13 protein-coding genes are annotated in these 17,429 nt (G+C 64.2%); 1 reads left to right on the forward strand and 12 read right to left on the reverse strand.

Annotated elements, in window-relative coordinates; translation table 11 throughout:
• Positions 1 to 84: 84 nt before the first annotated feature.
• The 3 genes from argJ to ACSVIK_RS14330 all read right to left on the reverse strand — a co-directional run bounded on the left by argJ (position 85) and on the right by ACSVIK_RS14330 (position 5,341).
• Positions 85 to 1,302 carry a bifunctional glutamate N-acetyltransferase/amino-acid acetyltransferase ArgJ gene (gene argJ / locus ACSVIK_RS14320; RefSeq protein ID WP_442444952.1) on the reverse strand — a complete coding sequence of 406 codons (1,218 nt, stop codon included), beginning with the start codon at positions 1,300 to 1,302 and terminating at the stop codon, positions 85 to 87.
• Positions 1,303 to 1,441: 139 nt separating this feature from the next.
• Positions 1,442 to 4,177 (reverse strand): preprotein translocase subunit SecA, encoded by a 2,736-nt coding sequence (gene secA / locus ACSVIK_RS14325; protein ID WP_442444953.1) that lies wholly within the window; start codon positions 4,175 to 4,177, stop codon positions 1,442 to 1,444.
• A 243-nt stretch (positions 4,178 to 4,420) separates the two neighbouring features.
• Entirely contained in the window at positions 4,421 to 5,341 is a 921-nt protein-coding gene (locus ACSVIK_RS14330; RefSeq protein ID WP_442444954.1) for a M23 family metallopeptidase, read from the reverse strand.
• A gap of 78 nt (positions 5,342 to 5,419) precedes the next feature.
• Here ACSVIK_RS14330 and ACSVIK_RS14335 point away from each other — a divergent pair, with 78 nt between their 5' ends.
• Complete coding sequence (locus ACSVIK_RS14335) at positions 5,420 to 5,875, forward strand: DUF721 domain-containing protein (protein WP_442444955.1); 456 nt, start codon at positions 5,420 to 5,422, stop codon at positions 5,873 to 5,875.
• Positions 5,876 to 7,019: 1,144 nt separating this feature from the next.
• Here ACSVIK_RS14335 and lpxC read toward each other — a convergent pair.
• The 9 genes from lpxC to murD form a co-directional block, all read right to left on the reverse strand.
• Positions 7,020 to 7,931 (reverse strand): UDP-3-O-acyl-N-acetylglucosamine deacetylase, encoded by a 912-nt coding sequence (lpxC, locus tag ACSVIK_RS14340; RefSeq protein ID WP_442444956.1) that lies wholly within the window; start codon positions 7,929 to 7,931, stop codon positions 7,020 to 7,022.
• A 111-nt stretch (positions 7,932 to 8,042) separates the two neighbouring features.
• Positions 8,043 to 9,236 (reverse strand): cell division protein FtsZ, encoded by a 1,194-nt coding sequence (ftsZ, locus tag ACSVIK_RS14345; protein WP_442444957.1) that lies wholly within the window; start codon positions 9,234 to 9,236, stop codon positions 8,043 to 8,045.
• A gap of 45 nt (positions 9,237 to 9,281) precedes the next feature.
• A complete protein-coding gene (ftsA, locus tag ACSVIK_RS14350) occupies positions 9,282 to 10,529 on the reverse strand; it encodes a cell division protein FtsA (RefSeq protein WP_268178908.1) in 1,248 nt (415 codons plus the stop codon).
• A gap of 16 nt (positions 10,530 to 10,545) precedes the next feature.
• A complete protein-coding gene (locus ACSVIK_RS14355; RefSeq protein WP_442444958.1) occupies positions 10,546 to 11,412 on the reverse strand; it encodes a cell division protein FtsQ/DivIB in 867 nt (288 codons plus the stop codon).
• Between the two features lie 3 nt (positions 11,413 to 11,415).
• Positions 11,416 to 12,357, reverse strand: a complete 942-nt coding sequence (locus tag ACSVIK_RS14360) for a D-alanine--D-alanine ligase (protein ID WP_442444959.1) — start codon at positions 12,355 to 12,357, stop codon at positions 11,416 to 11,418.
• On the reverse strand, positions 12,354 to 13,754 hold the full coding sequence (gene murC, locus ACSVIK_RS14365; protein ID WP_442444988.1) for a UDP-N-acetylmuramate--L-alanine ligase: 1,401 nt from the start codon (positions 13,752 to 13,754) through the stop codon (positions 12,354 to 12,356). Before murC ends, ACSVIK_RS14360 begins: the two co-directional genes overlap by 4 nt.
• A gap of 34 nt (positions 13,755 to 13,788) precedes the next feature.
• Positions 13,789 to 14,859 (reverse strand): undecaprenyldiphospho-muramoylpentapeptide beta-N-acetylglucosaminyltransferase, encoded by a 1,071-nt coding sequence (murG, locus tag ACSVIK_RS14370; RefSeq protein WP_442444960.1) that lies wholly within the window; start codon positions 14,857 to 14,859, stop codon positions 13,789 to 13,791.
• Positions 14,849 to 16,081: a putative lipid II flippase FtsW gene (gene ftsW / locus ACSVIK_RS14375; RefSeq protein WP_442444961.1), complete on the reverse strand. Its 1,233-nt coding sequence runs from the start codon at positions 16,079 to 16,081 to the stop codon at positions 14,849 to 14,851. The genes murG and ftsW overlap by 11 nt, the downstream gene beginning before the upstream one ends.
• Entirely contained in the window at positions 16,081 to 17,427 is a 1,347-nt protein-coding gene (murD, locus tag ACSVIK_RS14380; RefSeq protein ID WP_442444962.1) for a UDP-N-acetylmuramoyl-L-alanine--D-glutamate ligase, read from the reverse strand. The genes ftsW and murD overlap by 1 nt, the downstream gene beginning before the upstream one ends.
• Positions 17,428 to 17,429: the final 2 nt, after the last annotated feature.

Here is a 17,429-nt window from a genome sequence, read left to right on the forward strand (position 1 = left end):
GCAAGCTGCAAGCTGCAAGCTGCAAGGCAGATGGTCGTCCCTGGCTTTTACTTGCCGCTTATGGCTTGCAGCTTGGAGCTGCTTTCAAGTGCGATATTCAGCGTTGATCTTGACGTATTCGTGGGACAGGTCGGTAGTCCAGATGGTTTCGCTGCAGTCGCCACGGCCCAGCTCGATGCGGATGGTGATTTCCTCGCGGGCCATCACCGCGGCGCCCTGCTCCTCGGTGTAGGTGTTAGCACGGCAACCCTTGCTGGCGATGCACACCTCGCCGAGGAAGACGTCGATCTTGCTCACGTCCAGTTGCGCCACGCCGGCATAGCCGACAGCGGCGAGGATGCGCCCCCAATTGGGGTCGGAGGCGAACAGCGCGGTCTTGATCAGCGGCGAGTGGGCCACGGCGTAGGCCACATCCAGGCACTCCTGATGGGTGCCACCACCATTGACCTGCACGGTGACGAACTTGGTCGCGCCTTCACCATCGCGGACGATGGCCTGCGCCACTTCCATGAACACCTCGAACACCGCCTGCTTGAGCTTGGCGAACAGTTCGCCGCTGGCGTCGGTGATTTCCGCCAGTGCAGCCTGGCCGGTGGCGATCAGCATGCAGCAGTCGTTGGTGGAGGTATCGCCGTCGATGGTGATGCGGTTGAACGACTTGTTCGCCGCGTCGCGCACCAGATCCTGCAGCACGCCCTGGGCGACCTTGGCGTCGGTGGCGATGTAGCCGAGCATGGTGGCCATGTTCGGGCGGATCATCCCGGCGCCTTTGGAGATGCCGGTGACGGTGATGGTCACACCATCGTGCTGGAACTGACGGCTGGCGCCCTTGGGCAGGGTGTCGGTGGTCATGATGCCGGTGGCCGCCGCTTCCCAGTTGTCGCTGCGCAGATCATCCAGCGCGGCCTGCAACGCACCTTCGATCTTCTCCACCGGCAACGGCTCGCCGATCACCCCGGTGGAAAATGGCAGCACGGCGCTCTCGGCCACGCCGGTCAGCTCGGCCAGGCGCGCACAGGCACGGCGCGCACGGGCCAGGCCATCGTCGCCGGTACCGGCGTTGGCGTTGCCGGTGTTGGTCAGCAGGTAACGCACCTCACCACCCAGGCGCTCACGAGTGAGCAGCACGGGCGCGGCGCAGAAGGCATTGGTGGTGGTCACCCCGGCGATGCGCGAACCTTCGGCGCAGCGCATCACCACCACATCCTTGCGCCCGGGACGCTTGATGCCGGCCGAGGCGATGCCCAGCTCAAAACCGGGAACCGGGTGCAGGGTAGACAGCGGGCCAAGACCAACAGCCATGAGATGCGCTCCTTCAAGTATGCGGTGATCGCCTCGGCGACCGGATGAGATGGTAAAACGCCGCGAGCGGCAAAGCCGTCGCGGCGTTGTCAGGGCGCTGGCAGCATAGCCGAAGCGCCTGCTACTGCAAGTGGCGCGATCAGCCGATCTGGCCGTGGCAGTGCTTGTACTTCTTGCCCGAGCCACAGGGGCAGGGCTCGTTGCGGCCGACCTTCTGCTCGACGCGCACGGGAGCGGCGGCCACGGCGACATCACCTTCCTCGGCCGCGCCCTCTTCAGCGGCCAGGGCCGAGGCGTCGGCGTGCTGGAACTGCATGCGCTCGGCCATGGCCTCAGCCTCGCGGCGCAGACGGGCCTCTTCCTCGGCCGGGTCTTCGCGGCGTACCTGCACGTGGCAGAGCACGCGGATGGTGTCGCGCTTGATGGAATCCAGCAGCTCCTGGAACAGGGTGAAGGACTCGCGCTTGTATTCCTGCTTGGGGTTCTTCTGCGCGTAACCACGCAGGTGAATGCCGTGACGCAGGTGATCCATGGTGGACAGGTGATCCTTCCACAGGTCGTCCAGCACGCGCAGGAGGATCTGCTTCTCGAAGGTACGCAGGGCTTCGGCGCTGGCCTGGGTTTCCTTCTCGTTGTAAGCGGCGATCAGCTCGGCGAGGATGCGCTCGCGCAGGGTCTCTTCGTACAGCTTGTCGTCTTCGTCGAGCCACTGCTGGATCGGCAGCTTGATGCCGAAGTCGCTCTGCAGGGTGGACTCCAGGCCGGCGATATCCCACTGCTCGGGCATCGACTGCGGTGGAATGTGGCCGTTGATGGCGGCGGTCAGCACTTCCTCGCGGAACTCGGCGATGGTGTCGCCGACATTCTCGGCCGCCAGCAGGCTGTTGCGCATGTGGTAGATCACCTTGCGCTGCTCGTTGGCCACATCGTCGAACTCGAGCAGTTGCTTGCGCATGTCGAAGTTGCGGCCCTCGACCTTGCGCTGCGCCTTCTCGATGGCGTTGGTCACCATGCGGTGTTCGATGGCCTCGCCGGACTGCATGCCGAGGGCCTTCATGAAGTTCTTCACCCGGTCGGAGGCGAAGATGCGCATCAGGTTGTCTTCCAGCGACAGGTAGAAGCGGCTGGAACCCGGGTCACCCTGGCGACCGGCACGGCCGCGCAGCTGGTTGTCGATACGCCGCGATTCGTGACGCTCGGAGGCGATCACGTGCAGGCCGCCGGCCTCGATCACCTGCTGGTGACGCTTCTGCCATTCGGCCTTGATCTGCGCGATCTGCTCGTCGGTGGGGTTCTCCAGGGCAGCGACTTCCACTTCCCAGTTACCGCCGAGGAGGATGTCGGTACCGCGACCGGCCATGTTGGTGGCGATGGTCAGCGCGCCCGGGCGACCGGCCTGGGCGATGATCTCGGCTTCCTTGTCGTGGAACTTGGCGTTGAGCACCTTGTGCTCGATGCCTTCCTTGTTCAGCAGTTGGCTGACGTATTCGGAGGTCTCGATGGTTGCGGTGCCGACCAGGATCGGCCGGCCCTGGGCCTGGCAGTCCTTGATGTCGGCGATGATGGCCTGGTACTTCTCTTCCTGGGTCAGGTAGACCAGGTCATTGAAGTCCTTGCGCGCGACCGGCTTGTTGGTCGGAATCACCATCACGTCCAGACCGTAGATCTGGCGGAACTCGAAGGCTTCGGTGTCGGCGGTGCCGGTCATGCCGGAGAGCTTGGTGTACAGACGGAAGTAGTTCTGGAAGGTGGTCGAGGCCAGGGTCTGGCTCTCGGCCTGGATGTTCACCCCTTCCTTGGCCTCGATGGCCTGGTGCAGGCCCTCGGACAGGCGGCGGCCCGGCATGGTACGGCCGGTGTGCTCGTCGATCAGGATGACCTGACCGTTCTGCACGATGTACTCGACGTTGCGGTGGAACAAGGTGTGCGCACGCAGGCCGGCATAGACGTGAGTCAGCAGACCGAGGTTGTGCGCCGAGTAGAGGCTCTCCCCCTCGGCCAGCAGACCGACTGCGGTGAGCATTTCTTCGACGTGTTGGTGGCCGGCCTCGTTGAGCTCGACCTGACGGGTTTTCTCGTCGACCTTGTAATGGCCTTCCTGGGTCACCACGCCTTCCTCTTCCTCGATGTGCTGCTTGAGGCGCGGAATCAGCTTGTTGATCTCGATGTACAGCTTGGAGCTGTCTTCGGCCTGGCCGGAGATGATCAGCGGAGTACGGGCTTCGTCGATGAGGATGGAGTCGACTTCATCGATCACGGCGAAATTCAGCTCGCGCTGGAACTTCTCTTCCAGGCTGAAGGCCATGTTGTCGCGCAGGTAGTCGAAACCGAATTCATTGTTGGTGCCGTAGGTGATGTCGGCAGCGTAGGCCGCGCGCTTCTCTTCCGGCGGCTGGAAGGGAGTGACGATGCCCACGGAGAGGCCGAGGAACTCGTACAGCGGACGCATCCAGTTGGCGTCGCGGCGCGCCAGGTATTCGTTGACCGTGACCACGTGCACGCCCTTGCCGGACAGTGCGTTGAGGTAGACGGCCAGAGTGCCCACCAGGGTCTTGCCCTCGCCGGTGCGCATCTCGGCGATCTTGCCTTCGTGCAGGGTCATGCCACCGATCAACTGCACATCGAAGTGGCGCATGCCCATCACCCGTTTGCCGGCCTCACGGGCCACGGCGAAGGCTTCGGGCAACAGTTGATCGAGGGTTTCGCCCTTGGCCAGACGGGCCTTGAACTCTTCGGTCTTGCCCCGCAGTTGCTCGTCCGAGAGCGCGATCATCTGCTCTTCCAGGGCGTTCACGGACTGCACCGCTTTGAGCATGCGTTTGACTTCACGCTCATTCTTGCTTCCGAAAAGTTTTTTCAACAAAGGCGCAAACATATCGGCAGGGTCTTCCGGCGAAATGGATGGAGGTCGGCGCAAATCGCGACCTGGCAGCCAGCATGGCTGCTGGACGAAGGGAGCATTCTACCCGGAAAAACCCGGGAGGAAAGTGACGTTCTCAGCCCACTACAGGCATTGGCCGAGGCACGCCACACCGCCTCGGTAGCGCCGAGGCGAGTGATCACGGGGTTCTAGATGGGGGCGCGCAAGGAGAATTCAAGGTCGTGACAGGACAAGGCATCACTCGACGCCGCTGTTACGAGCGATGTACAGCGCCGGGTTGACCGCGCGCCCGTTCTTGGTCACCTCGAAGTGCACGTGCGAGCCCGTGGAACGGCCGGTGCTGCCCACTTTGGCGATGGTCTGGCCACGCTGCACCAGATCGCCAACCTGAACGACGTTGCCGCGGTTGTGCGCGTAGAGGGTGGTGTAGCCGTCGGAGTGGCTGATCTCCACTACATTGCCGTAACCCGACTTGCGCCCGGCGAAGGTCACCACGCCTGCCGCTACGGCGACCACATCGCTACCGGACTTGGCGGCGAAGTCGATGCCCTTGTGCATGCTGACCCGCCCGGTCAGCGGATGCACCCGTCGACCAAAGGGTGAAGAGATGTAGCCCTGCAGCACGGGCCGCCCGGAGAGGGTTTCCGCCTCATTCAGGCGACGCTCGCCGAGCAGTTGTTCGAGCACTTCCAGTTGTTGTTCGCGGCTGTCCACGCGCAGCGCCAGTTCATCGAGTGCGGCCATGAAAGGCGGCGGCGCATAAACCGAAGCGCCGAGCGAATCCTCGGCGCCACCCTGGCCGACATCGAGGGAGAAATCGAACTCGCTGGAATCGAGATCGGCCAGCTCGGTGAGGCGCTCGCCCAGGGCATCGAGGCGAGTCAGGCGAGCCTGCAGCTCGGCCACGTGAGCGGCGAAGGCGTCCAGTTGACGCTGGGCATCTTCGCGCACCGCCCCCACCTGCTGGCGCTGCTGATCGAGCGCCGCGGCCAGGCGGCTGTCGGACAGCGGCTCGGCCGTCAACCACTTGGCCCCCAATGCCGCACCTGCTGCCAGACTCAGCGACAGAGCAAGAACTGCGATCAGCGACAGCCAACGCAGATTGAGATGGATGGAGCGAGCCGAACCCTGTCGGCCATTGAGCAAGATGATGTGCATGGCTTCCCCTAATGACGGAGGATCAGCCGATGGAGGGTTCTGCTACCATGGCGACTCCGTAACTCAAGGCTTCCTGCCATGTCGTTCCGTCCCTTGCCGGCCCAGGCACCCGCTACGCTGTTACGCGAAGCCAAGCCCCTGAAAGCGCTGTTCGATGAGGCCCAACGCCTCGCGCATCTGCAGCGTCTTGTCGAAAGCCAGCTACAACCTGCCGCCCGGGAACACTGTCATGTCGCGTCCTGGCGAGGCGGTTGTCTGTTGTTGATCGTGACCGATGGTCACTGGGCAACACGTTTGCGCTACCAGCAACGCAGACTGCAAAGGCAGCTACAGACGCTGGAAGAATTCGCGACCTTAACGAAAATCCTGTTCAAGGTGCAACCACAAAGCGGACATAATCGTGGAACTCGTCACGCCCCTTACCTGTCAAAGGGCGCCGCGCAAGGTATCCAGACCAGCGCCGAAGGCATCAGCGACCCCAGGCTGCGTGCGGCTCTCGAGCGACTGGCCAGTCATGTTCGTGAGGACGAATGAGGCTGCTGCCGCTCGTCGGCAAACTTGACATCAAATCGCCAGCAGGCACCGGAATGATGTGATTGAGGCCGACTGGCCATGGCTAGTGGCCTGATTTCGTTATGGCCAGGGGTCGGTTCATGCTGGGCTGGCGAGCTTGTGTTGGTTGTTCTTGTGCCTGTTCCGGATTGCCGCGTTTTCGTTGATGTTTTTGGTTTCGCCCACCCGGGCGAGTCACTTTTGGGGCAAAAGTAACCAAAACCTCCGCCCTTTCATCCGGCCCTGGCTACGCCAGGGTTCGCTCACTCCATCGCCGTTCCAGAGGCCCGACCGGATGCGGCCCACCGACGAAGGGCCATCCATGGCCCATCGCGGCTCTCGGCTTTGGCATCCTGCGTCGCTCTACCTCCTGCATCCATGCAGTCGTCGCGACATCCATGTCGCTCAACCTCTTCCACGACGATTCCGTTCACCCTCCTGGGCGGGCTCTGCACGCGCCTGAACCCGAGATAACCCAGAAGTAGCGCAGAGTGCTTGAGAGGGCAGCCGTAGGGCGGACTCAGGAGCCTAAGCGAACAGTCCGCCGGGCCATGCCCAGTTCGGCACCGCAGCCTACGTCCAACCCCCAACGGCGTACTGCTTCGCGAGTACGCCCTACACAGCTGCTTCACAGAACACGCCAGGTATATTCTGGAATGCCTGTTCGTTCAGGCGCGCGAATGGCCCCTTCAGGAGGGTAAGTGGAATCGTTGCGTAGAGGGGCGAGCAGCATGGATGCCACGAGATACCGATGGCGGCCCCGCGAAATGGGCCAGGGATGGCCCATGTACGCCGACCCTCGGAGCGACGATGGAGCGAAACGTAGCGAAGCGAAGTAACAGCCGAAGGCTGGCCCGAAGGGCGAGCGAAGCGAGTCACGAACCCCGGCGCAGCCGGGGCCGGATGGCGGGGCAAGCCTTTTTGCCTTCTTTTGTGGCGTTTGACAAAAGAAGGTCGCCGAGGGGCGAAACGGGAGATATCAGCTAAACGCCGATAAACAGCTTGAACACCGAAAACACATAATTGCCAGCCCGATGTATAGACTGGACTTCCCGAGACCTCCGCAAAGGATCATAAAAAAAGGCCACCCGAAGGTGGCCTCAAATAAAGCTGGAAAGAGAGTTTTTTACACCGCCGCAGCCGGGCGCATGTAGGAGATCGGCGCGAGCGTGGCGTCCTCGAAGGTCACCATTTCCCAGGCATCGGTCTGCTCGATCAACGTACGCAGCAAACGGTTGTTCAGTGCGTGACCAGACTTGAAGCCCTTGAACTCACCGATCAGGCTGTTACCCAGCAGGTACAGGTCACCGATGGCATCGAGAATCTTGTGTTTGACGAATTCGTCCTCGTAACGCAGGCCGTCCTCGTTGAGCACGCGATACTCGTCGACCACGATGGCGTTTTCCACGCTGCCACCGAGCGCCAGGTTCTGCGAACGCAGGAACTCGATGTCACGCATGAAGCCGAAGGTGCGGGCCCGGCTGACTTCCTTGACGAAAGAGGTGCTGGAGAAATCCACACTGGCGCTCTGCGTGCGATTGCGGAACACGGGGTGATCGAAGTCGATCTCGAAGCTCACCTTGAAACCGTCGAAAGGCACGAAGGTGGCGCGCTTGTCGCCCTCCTCCACCGTGACCTCACGCAGAACGCGGATGAACTTCTTCGGCGCTTCCTGCTCCTGCAGGCCAGCCGATTGAATCAGGAATACGAAGGGACCAGCGCTGCCGTCCATGATCGGCACTTCGGATGCGGAGAGCTCGACGTAGGCGTTATCGATGCCCAGGCCTGCCATGGCCGAAAGCAGGTGCTCTACCGTATCTACCTTGACATCACCATTGATCAATGTGGTCGACATGGTGGTTTCGCCGACGTTCCCGGCCAGTGCGCGGATTTCCACGACAGGATCGAGGTCGGTACGGCGAAACACGATGCCGGTATCCACCGGAGCCGGCTTCAGGGTCAGGTAAACCTTTTCCCCCGAATGCAGGCCAACGCCGGTGGCACGGATGATGTTCTTCAGGGTGCGTTGTCTGATCATGGCTTGGCCGCTATATCGCTAGTTGCGAACTGTTTTCAACAATGGTCGGGGATGATAGCAGAACCGACCTTTGCTGAACACCAATCACCTTCATACTCCTGATACATTCCATCAATCGGCCTGACGACGCAGGAAAGCCGGAATATCCAGGTAATCGAGATCGTCCTGGGTATTGAGCTTGGCTGCGGTGGCCGCACCACTGTGGCTCTGACGCTGCACGGTCGGGCGCTCGTAGTCCTTGTAGTTGACCGACTGCTCGCCGCGCGGCTGGGTCACCGGCTGCTGGGCAACCGGCTGGCTGGCAGCGACCTGCACGGTGTTGTCGACCACCTTCACGGGCTTCTCCATGCGCGCGCCGAGGCCGGTGGCGACCACGGTGACGTGCAGCTCGTCGCGCATGTCGGCGTCGATCACGGTACCCACCTTGACGGTGGCGTGCTCGGAGGCGAACTGCTCGATGATGTTACCCACGTCGGAGTACTCACCCAGGGACAGATCCGGGCCGGCGGTGATGTTCACCAGGATGCCACGAGCGCCCTGCAGGTTGACGTCTTCCAGCAGCGGGTTGCGGATGGCCGCCTCGGTGGCTTCACGCGCACGGTTCGGACCGCTGGCGCAGCCGGTGCCCATCATGGCCATGCCCATCTCGCTCATCACGGTCTTCACGTCGGCGAAGTCGACGTTGATCATGCCCGGACGCTTGATGATGTCGGAGATACCGCGCACGGCGCCGGCCAGCACGTCGTCGGCCTTGGCGAAGGCGGACAGCAGGCTGGCGTCCTTGCCGAGGATGGTCAGCAGCTTCTCGTTGGGAATGGTGATCAGCGAGTCGACGCTCTCGGCCAGCGAGCGGATGCCTTCATCGGCGATCTGCATGCGCTTGCGACCCTCGAAGGGGAACGGACGGGTCACCACCGCAACGGTGAGGATACCCAGCTCCTTGGCCACTTCGGCGATCACCGGGGCGGCGCCGGTACCGGTGCCACCGCCCATGCCGGTGGTGATGAACACCATGTCGGTGCCCTGCAGGACTTCGGCGATGCGCTCGCGGTCTTCCATCGCGGCCTGACGACCGACTTCCGGATTGGCGCCAGCACCCAGGCCCTTGGTCACGCCCGGGCCGAGCTGCAGCACGGTGCGCGCACCGATGTTCTTCAGCGCCTGCGCATCGGTGTTGGCGCAGATGAACTCGACGCCCTCGATGTTGCTGACCGCCATGTGATTGACCGCGTTACCGCCGCCGCCACCGACACCGATGACCTTGATCACCGCGCTTTGTGGAACGTTATCTACCAGTTCAAACATGATCTCTCTCCTTCCCTTCTAGTTGTGTAACGCCTACTGCAAAAATCAGAAATTGCCTTGTACCCAGCGCTTGATGCGCTCGAATACCGGGGTCTTGCCTTCGTCCTGATAAGGACTGCCAACCGACATGGAAATGCCGTCGTGCTGCTTCTGCAGCCCGTACAACAGCAAGCCCACACCGGTGGAATAGATCGGGTTGCGCACCACATCGGCCATGCCCTTGACGCTATGTGGCACGCCTAAGCGCACCGGCATGTGAAAGATCTCCTCGGCCAGTTCTACTGCGCCTTCCATCTTTGCCGTGCCGCCGGTCATGACGATGCCGGCGGGAATCAGGTCTTCGTAGCCGCTGCGCCGCAGCTCGGCCTGGATCAGGGTGAACAGCTCGTCGTAACGCGGCTCGACCACCTCGGCCAGGGACTGGCGCGAGAGGTCGCGCGGCGGACGATCACCGACGCTGGGCACCTTGATGGTTTCGCCGGCGCCGGCCAGCTTGGCCAGGGCGCAGGCGTAGCGAATCTTGATTTCCTCGGCGTACTGGGTCGGGGTACGCAGGGCCATGGCGATGTCGTTGGTGACCTGGTCGCCGGCAATCGGGATCACCGCCGTATGGCGAATGGCGCCCTCGGTGAAGATGGCGATATCGGTGGTGCCACCGCCGATGTCCACCAGGCACACGCCCAGCTCCTTCTCGTCCTCGGTCAGTACCGAGTAGGCCGAGGCCAGTTGCTCGAGGATGATGTCGTCCACTTCCAGGCCGCAGCGGCGCACGCATTTCTCGATGTTCTGCGCCGCGTTCACCGCGCAGGTGACCACGTGCACCTTGGCCTCCAGACGCACGCCGGACATGCCCAGCGGCTCACGCACGCCTTCCTGGTTGTCGATCACGTAGTCCTGCGCCAGGGTGTGCAGCACCCGCTGGTCGGCCGGGATGGCCACGGCCTGAGCGGCGTCGAGCACGCGCTCGATGTCCGCGCCACTGACTTCACGGTCGCGAATGGCGACGATGCCGTGGCTGTTGAGGCTACGGATATGGTTACCGGCCACGCCGACAAAGGCCGAGTGGATACGGCAGCCGGCCATCAGTTGCGCCTCTTCCACGGCGCGCTGGATGGAGGCGACGGTGGACTCGATATTGACCACCACGCCCTTCTTCAGCCCGCGCGACGGATGAGTGCCGATGCCGACGATTTCCAGCTGGCCATCGGCCGTCACCTCGCCCACCAGCGCCACCACCTTGGAGGTGCCGATGTCCAGGCCGACGATCATCTTGCCGCTTTGCGCGCTACTCATAGTGTCCTGCCTCTTCTTAATTCACTTTCTGCTCGGCCGCAGCCGGCTCCACCGGCTCACGCCAGGCCACGGCGAGGCCGTTGGCATAACGCAGGTCGATGCGCGCGATGTTCGCGCTCTGTTCCTTCAATTCGCGCTCGTAGATAGCCGCGAACCGACGCATTTTTTCCACGATGTGATCACGCCCCAGGAGTATCTCGATGCGTTGTCCGCTGGCGTTCTCGGTGGCCGAGAGGAACCAGCTGCCGCGCTCGCGCAACTGCAGCCCGACCACGGTGAAGCCCATGGGCCGTAGCAGTTGGCTGAGCATCTGGTACTGCTGCATCACCTGTTGCTGGGCACGCTTGGGGCCGGACAACTGCGGCAGGTGCTGATAGTTGTTCAGCTCCTGCGGGGCGAAGGCCTGGCCCTGGTTGTTGAGCAGCGCCTCGTCGCCCCAACGGGCGATGGGCAGTTGCTCTTCCAGGCGCACGTCGATCTGATCCGGCCATACCCGGCGCACTTCGGCGTGGGCGATCCAGGGCATGCGCTCCAGTTCCTCGCGCATGCTGCGCAGGTCGACGCTGAAGAAGCTGCCCTGAGTGAAGGGGGCGATACGCCGCTGCACAGCGTCCTGGCTGACGTAGGCCAGGTCGCCCTGCACGCTGATACGCGCGATCGGCCGATCCATGTACGGCAGCAAACGTTGCGCGCCTTCGTAGGCAGCGAAGCCGAGGCCCAGCAGCAACAGCGGCCAGGCCAGGCGTGCGACCCAGGAGAAGTCCGCCTTGGGCAGGCGCAGACGCACCGGCTCCTTGGCCACCAGACGGCTGGCGCCACGCGGCACGGGCTTGCCGCGTAGCGGAGCCCTCAGCGAGTCCTGATGACGCACGGCGGTGACCATGGCTTAACCCCTCGCCTCGACGCTGTCGGCCAGAATCGCCAGCACCAGTTGCTGGAAATCCAGGCCGGCAGCGCGCGCGGCCATCGGCACCAGGCTGTGATCGGTCATGCCCGGTACGGTGTTCACTTCCAGCAGCCAGAACTGGCCACTGGCGTCCTGCATCACGTCGGCGCGCGCCCAGCCCTGGGTGCCCACGGCTTCACAGGCACGCGCGGTGAGATCCTTCAGCTCGGCTTCCTTCTCGGCGGACAGGCCGCAGGGAATGCGGTACTGGGTGTCATCGGCCAGGTACTTGGCGTCGTAGTCGTAGAAGGTATGTGGCGTACCCAGGCCGATGGGCGGCAACACCTGGCCCCGCAGCACGGCGATGGTGTATTCCGGGCCGGCGATCCACTGCTCCACCAGCACCTGGCTGTCATAGCGCGCGGCGTCCTGCCAGGCGGCGATCAAGGCGTCCAGGGATTCCACCTTGGCCATGCCGATGCTCGAACCTTCATGGGCCGGTTTGACGATCAGCGGGAAGCCGAGTTCGAGCGCAGCGGCCTCGCAATCGGCCTGCGAGCACAGCACGGCATGGCGCGGCGTCGGCAGGCCGAGGCTGTGCCAGACCTGCTTGGTACGCAGCTTGTCCATGGCCAGGGCAGAGGCCAGGATGCCGCTGCCGGTGTAGGGAATGCCGGCGCATTCGAGCAGGCCCTGCATGGAGCCATCCTCGCCGCCACGGCCATGCAGCACGATAAAGGCGCGGTCGATCTTCTCGCTGTTCAGGCGAGCCAGGAAGTCATCGCCCACGTCGATGCCAAAGGCGTCCACGCCCGCTGCCTGCAGGGCGCTGAGCACGGCATTGCCGGATTTCAGCGACACCTCGCGTTCGGCACTCTTGCCGCCGAACAGCACGGCGACGCGACCGAAGGCCTTGGGATCGAGGGTACTGTGCAGGCTCATTTCGACTCCCCGACGAACAGAGGGTGCTTGATCAGTTGCGGCGCCACCGCGCCAATATCGCCAGCGCCCTGACACAGCAGGATGTCGCCGGCACGCAGCAACGGCTTGAGCAGCGGCGCCAGATCTACGCCGCGCTCGACGTAGATGGGGTCGAGCTGACCGCGCTGGCGGATGCTGTGGCACAGCTGGCGGCTGTCGGCACCGGGGATCGGCTCTTCGCCGGCCGGGTACACCTCCACCAGCAGCAGCACGTTGGCTTCGCCCAACACCTGCACGAAGTCGTCGTACAGATCACGGGTGCGGCTGTAGCGGTGCGGCTGGTAGACCATCACCAGGCGGCGCTCCGGCCAGCCACCACGTACGGCCTTGATCACCGCGGCCACTTCGCGCGGGTGATGGCCGTAGTCGTCCACCAGCATCACGCTGCCGCCGTCCACCGGCAGTTCGCCGTAGACCTGAAAGCGCCGACCGACGCCCTGGAAGCCGGAGAGACCGGCGACGATGGCGCTGTCGTCGATGCCTTCGTCAGTGGCGATGGCGATGGTGGCCAGGGCGTTGAGCACGTTGTGGTTGCCCGGCATGTTCACCGACACCTCGAGCGGACCGCAGTCCGGGCGCAGCACGGTAAAGTGGGTGCGCATGCCTTCCTGGCGCACGTTGATCGCACGCACGTCGGCGTCCTCGGAGAAGCCGTAGGTCACGGTGGGGCGGCCCACCTGCGGCAGCAGCTCACGCACCACCGGATCGTCCACGCAGAGCACGGCCAGGCCGTAGAACGGCAGGTTGTGCAGGAATTCGATGAAGGTCTTCTTCAATACATTGAAGTCGCCGCCATAGGTGCTCATGTGGTCGGCGTCGATATTGGTGACCACCGAAACCATCGGCTGCAGGTGCAGGAAGCTGGCGTCGCTCTCGTCGGCCTCGGCGATGAGGAAACGGCTGGAACCGAGCTGCGCATTGGTGCCGGCGGCGTTCAGTCGGCCACCGATGACGAAGGTGGGGTCGAGGCCGCCAGCGGCGAACACCGAAGCCAGCAGGCTGGTGGTGGTGGTCTTGCCATGGGTGCCGGCCACGGCAATGCCGTGGCGATAGCGCATCAGCTCGGCGAGCATCTCGGCGCGGCGCACCACCGGAATCCGGCGTTCCAGCGCGGTGGCCACTTCCGGGTTGGCGGTGTTGATGGCGCTGGACACCACCAGCACGTCGGCCTGCTCGGCGTTCTCCGCGCGGTGGCCGATGAAGATGGTGGCGCCGAAGTTCGCCAGGCGCTCGGTCACGGCCGAGGCCTTGAGGTCGGAGCCGGACACTTCGTAGCCCAGGTTCATCAGCACTTCGGCGATGCCGCACATGCCAGCGCCGCCGATGCCGACGAAGTGAATGCGGCGGATGCGGCGCATGCGCCGGACTTCGGCCTTGACCGCAGCGGGAGACTTAGCCACGGGCCACCTCCAGGCAGATGTCGACCACCGTGCGGGTGGCATCGGGCTTGGCCAGGCGACGCGCGGTGGCGCCCATGGCGGTGAGTTTTTCCAGGTGCATCAGAACCTCGGTGAGCTGCGCGGCGAGCTTGGCCGCGTCAGTGGCATGTTGCGCAAGGAGGACGGCAGCGCCCTCCTTCGCCAGGTATTCGGCATTGCGGCTCTGGTGATCGTCGATGGCGTGCGGCAGTGGCACGAGCATCGAGGGCAGGCCGGCGGCGGCCAGCTCGCTGACGGTCAGCGCTCCGGCGCGACAGATCACCAGATCGGCCCAGCCATAGGCGCGCGCCATGTCCTTGATGAAGGGCGCGACCTCGGCTTCGACCGCAGCATCGCGATAACGCTCCGCGGTGATCTCGGCGTGTTGCTTGCCGGCCTGATGGAACACTTGCGGGCGAATCTCGCCAGGCAGTTTTTCCAGCGCGGCGGGCAGCAGCTTGTTCAGCGGCTCGGCGCCCAGGCTGCCGCCGAGCACCAGCAGCTTGGGCTTGCGCCCCGCCAGCGGCTCGCGCGGGGTTTCCAGGAACAGCTCCTCGCGCACCGGATTGCCGGTGGTACGACGCTTGGCGGAAGCCGCGAAGGTGTCGGGGAAGGCCTCGCAGATGCGCGTGGCGATACGCGACAGCAAACGGTTGGCGGTACCGGCCACGGCGTTCTGCTCGTGGATGATCAGCGGCACGCCGGCCAGACGCGCAGCCAGGCCGCCGGGCCCGGTGACGTAACCGCCCATGCCGAGCACGCATACCGGCTGCAACTCACGCACGATGCGTCGCGCCTGCCACAGGGCGCGCAACAACTGGAACGGCGCCTTGAGCAGGGACAGCCTGCCCTTGCCGCGCAGGCCGCTGACATTGATCAGGTGCAGCGGCAGACCGGCCTGCGGCACCAACTCGTTCTCGATGCCACGCGGCGTGCCCAGCCAATGCACGCTGTAGCCGCGCGCCTGGAACTCACGCGCGCAAGCCAGCGCCGGGAACACGTGCCCGCCGGTGCCGCCGGCCATGATCAGGACGTTACCGCGCATGACGAGGCTCCTCCAGGACGAAGGAAGGCGGCTCGATGGCGAAATCCGACTCATCGAACTCCACATCCTCGTTGCCCAGCACGTGACGGCTTTCCCACTCGATACGCAGGAGGATCGCCAGGCTGATGCAGCAGATCACCAGGGACGAACCGCCATAGCTGAGGAACGGCAGGGTCAGGCCCTTGGTCGGCAGCAGGCCGGTGTTCACCCCGATATTGATGAGGAACTGGCCGATCCACAGGAAAGACAGACCATAGGCGACATAGGCGGAGAACAACTGCTTGGCCTTTTCGGCCCACAAACCGATGTACAGGCCGCGCACGCAAACGAAGACGAACAGCGCCAGAGTCGCCAGCGAGCCGATCAGCCCCAGCTCTTCGGCCAACACCGAAAACACGAAGTCGGTATGTGCTTCGGGCAAGTAGAACTGCTTCTGCACGCTGTTGCCCAGACCGACGCCGAACCATTCGCCGCGGCCGAACGCGATCAGCGCCTGGGTCAACTGGTAGCCGGCGCCGTACTGGTCGGCCCAGGGGTCGGTGAAGGTGATCAGACGCTGCAGGCGGTATTCCTGAGTCTGCACCAGCACGAACACCGCACCCACGGCCAGCGCCACCATCAGGCCGAAGCGCAGCATACCGACACCGCCGAGGAACAGCATGGCCATGGCCGAGCCCATCATTACCACGGTGGCACCGAAGTCCGGCTCCAGCAGCAGCAGCCCCGCCATCGGCAGCAGCACGATGAAGGGTTTGAAGAAGCCCATCCAGCTCTCGCGCACCTCTTCCTGGCGTCGCACCAGATAGCCGGCCAGATAGACCACCACGAACACCTTGGCGATTTCCGAGGGCTGCACGTTGAAGGCACCGAAGCCGATCCAGCGCCGCGCACCGTTGACCTCGCGGCCGATGCCGGGAATCAGCACCAGCACCAGCAGGGCAAAGGCGGCCAGCAGCATCATCCAGCCGTAACGCTGCCAGAAGCTCATGGGGATCATCAGCACCACGCCGGCCGCCCCCAGCCCGATCAGCAGGTAAATGATGTGGCGGATCATGTAGTACAGCGGATTGCCGGACAGCGCCGCTGCCACTTCCGACGAAGCCGAGGTGATCATCACCAGCCCCAGGCCGAGCAGGCCGAGGCAGCCGGCGAGCATGGGGAAGTCGACATCGAAGCCACGCCCCAGCAGCGGTGAAGGACGAACGCGCAGGAAGCTCAGCATCAGGCGAGCCCTCCCACGGCCTGGGCGAACAGGCGCCCGCGTTCCTCGAAATTCTTGAACATGTCCAGGCTGGCGCAGGCCGGCGACAGCAGCACGGCGTCGCCATGCTCGGCCAGCTCGCTGCAGCGCTGCACTGCCTCGTCGAGAGTCGTGACTCGCACCAGCGGCGTGGCGTCACCCAGCGCCTCGGCAAGGCGCTCGGCATCGCGCCCGAGCAACACCACGGCGCGGCAGAAGCGCGCGGCCGGCTGCTTCAGCGCGGAGAAATCGGCGCCCTTGCCGTCGCCACCGGCGATCAGCACCAGTTTGCCGGCGATATCCGCACCCAGGCCTTCGATGGCTGCCAGCGCCGCGCCGACATTGGTGGCCTTGGAGTCGTCGTAGTAGCTCACACCAGCACGCTCGCCAACCCACTGGCAGCGGTGCGGCAGCCCGGCGAACTGGCGCAGGGTGGCCAACATGGCCTCCATCGGCAGGCCGACGGCATGGCCGAGGGCCAGAGCCGCCAGGGCATTGGACTGGTTGTGCGCGCCGCGGATCTTCAGCTCGCTCACCGGCAGCAGGGCCTCGAAACGAAACGCCAGGCACTTTTCGCCGCTCTCTTCCAGCAGGCCGAAACGTTTGAAGTCGGGTTTGCCCAGGCCAAATTCCCAGCAGCTCACCTGGTCGGCGATCAGCGGCCGCGACAAGGCGTCGTCACGATTCACCACCACCTGACGCGCACCCCGGAAGATGCGGTGCTTGGCCTGATGGTAGGCCGGCAGGCCAGTGTAGCGATCCATGTGGTCTTCGCTGATGTTCAGGCAGGTGGCCACTTCCGCGTTGAGCTGATCGGTGGTTTCCAGTTGGAAGCTGGACAGCTCCAGCACGTACAGCTCGATATCGTCGGCCAACAGATCCAGCGCCGGCGTACCCAGGTTGCCACCCACGGCGACACGCTTGCCGGCGGCAGCCGCCATCTCGCCCACCAGGGTGGTGACGGTGCTCTTGGCGTTGGAGCCGGTGATGGCGACGATGGGCGCCTTGGCATGGCGGGCGAACAGGTCGATGTCGCCGGACAGCTTCACCCCGCGCGCCGCCGCCTCGGCCAGCGCCGGAGTCGATAGCGCCAGCCCCGGGCTCACGTACAGCTCCGTGGCACGGCAGAGGAAATCCACGTCCAGCTCGCCACAGCGTACTTCCACCTGCGAATAGTCACGCTTGAGCGCTTCCAGCTCCGGCGGATTCGCGCGCGTATCGGCCACGGCAAAGCGCACGCCCTGACGCGCCAGGAAGCGCACCAGGGACATGCCGCTCTTGCCGAGGCCGACAACGATGCGGAATTGGTCGGAAGCGATCAATGACACGC

The sequence above is a fragment of the Pseudomonas sp. NCHU5216 genome, from assembly GCF_052156495.1.
Taxonomy (GTDB): Bacteria; Pseudomonadota; Gammaproteobacteria; order Pseudomonadales; family Pseudomonadaceae; genus Aquipseudomonas.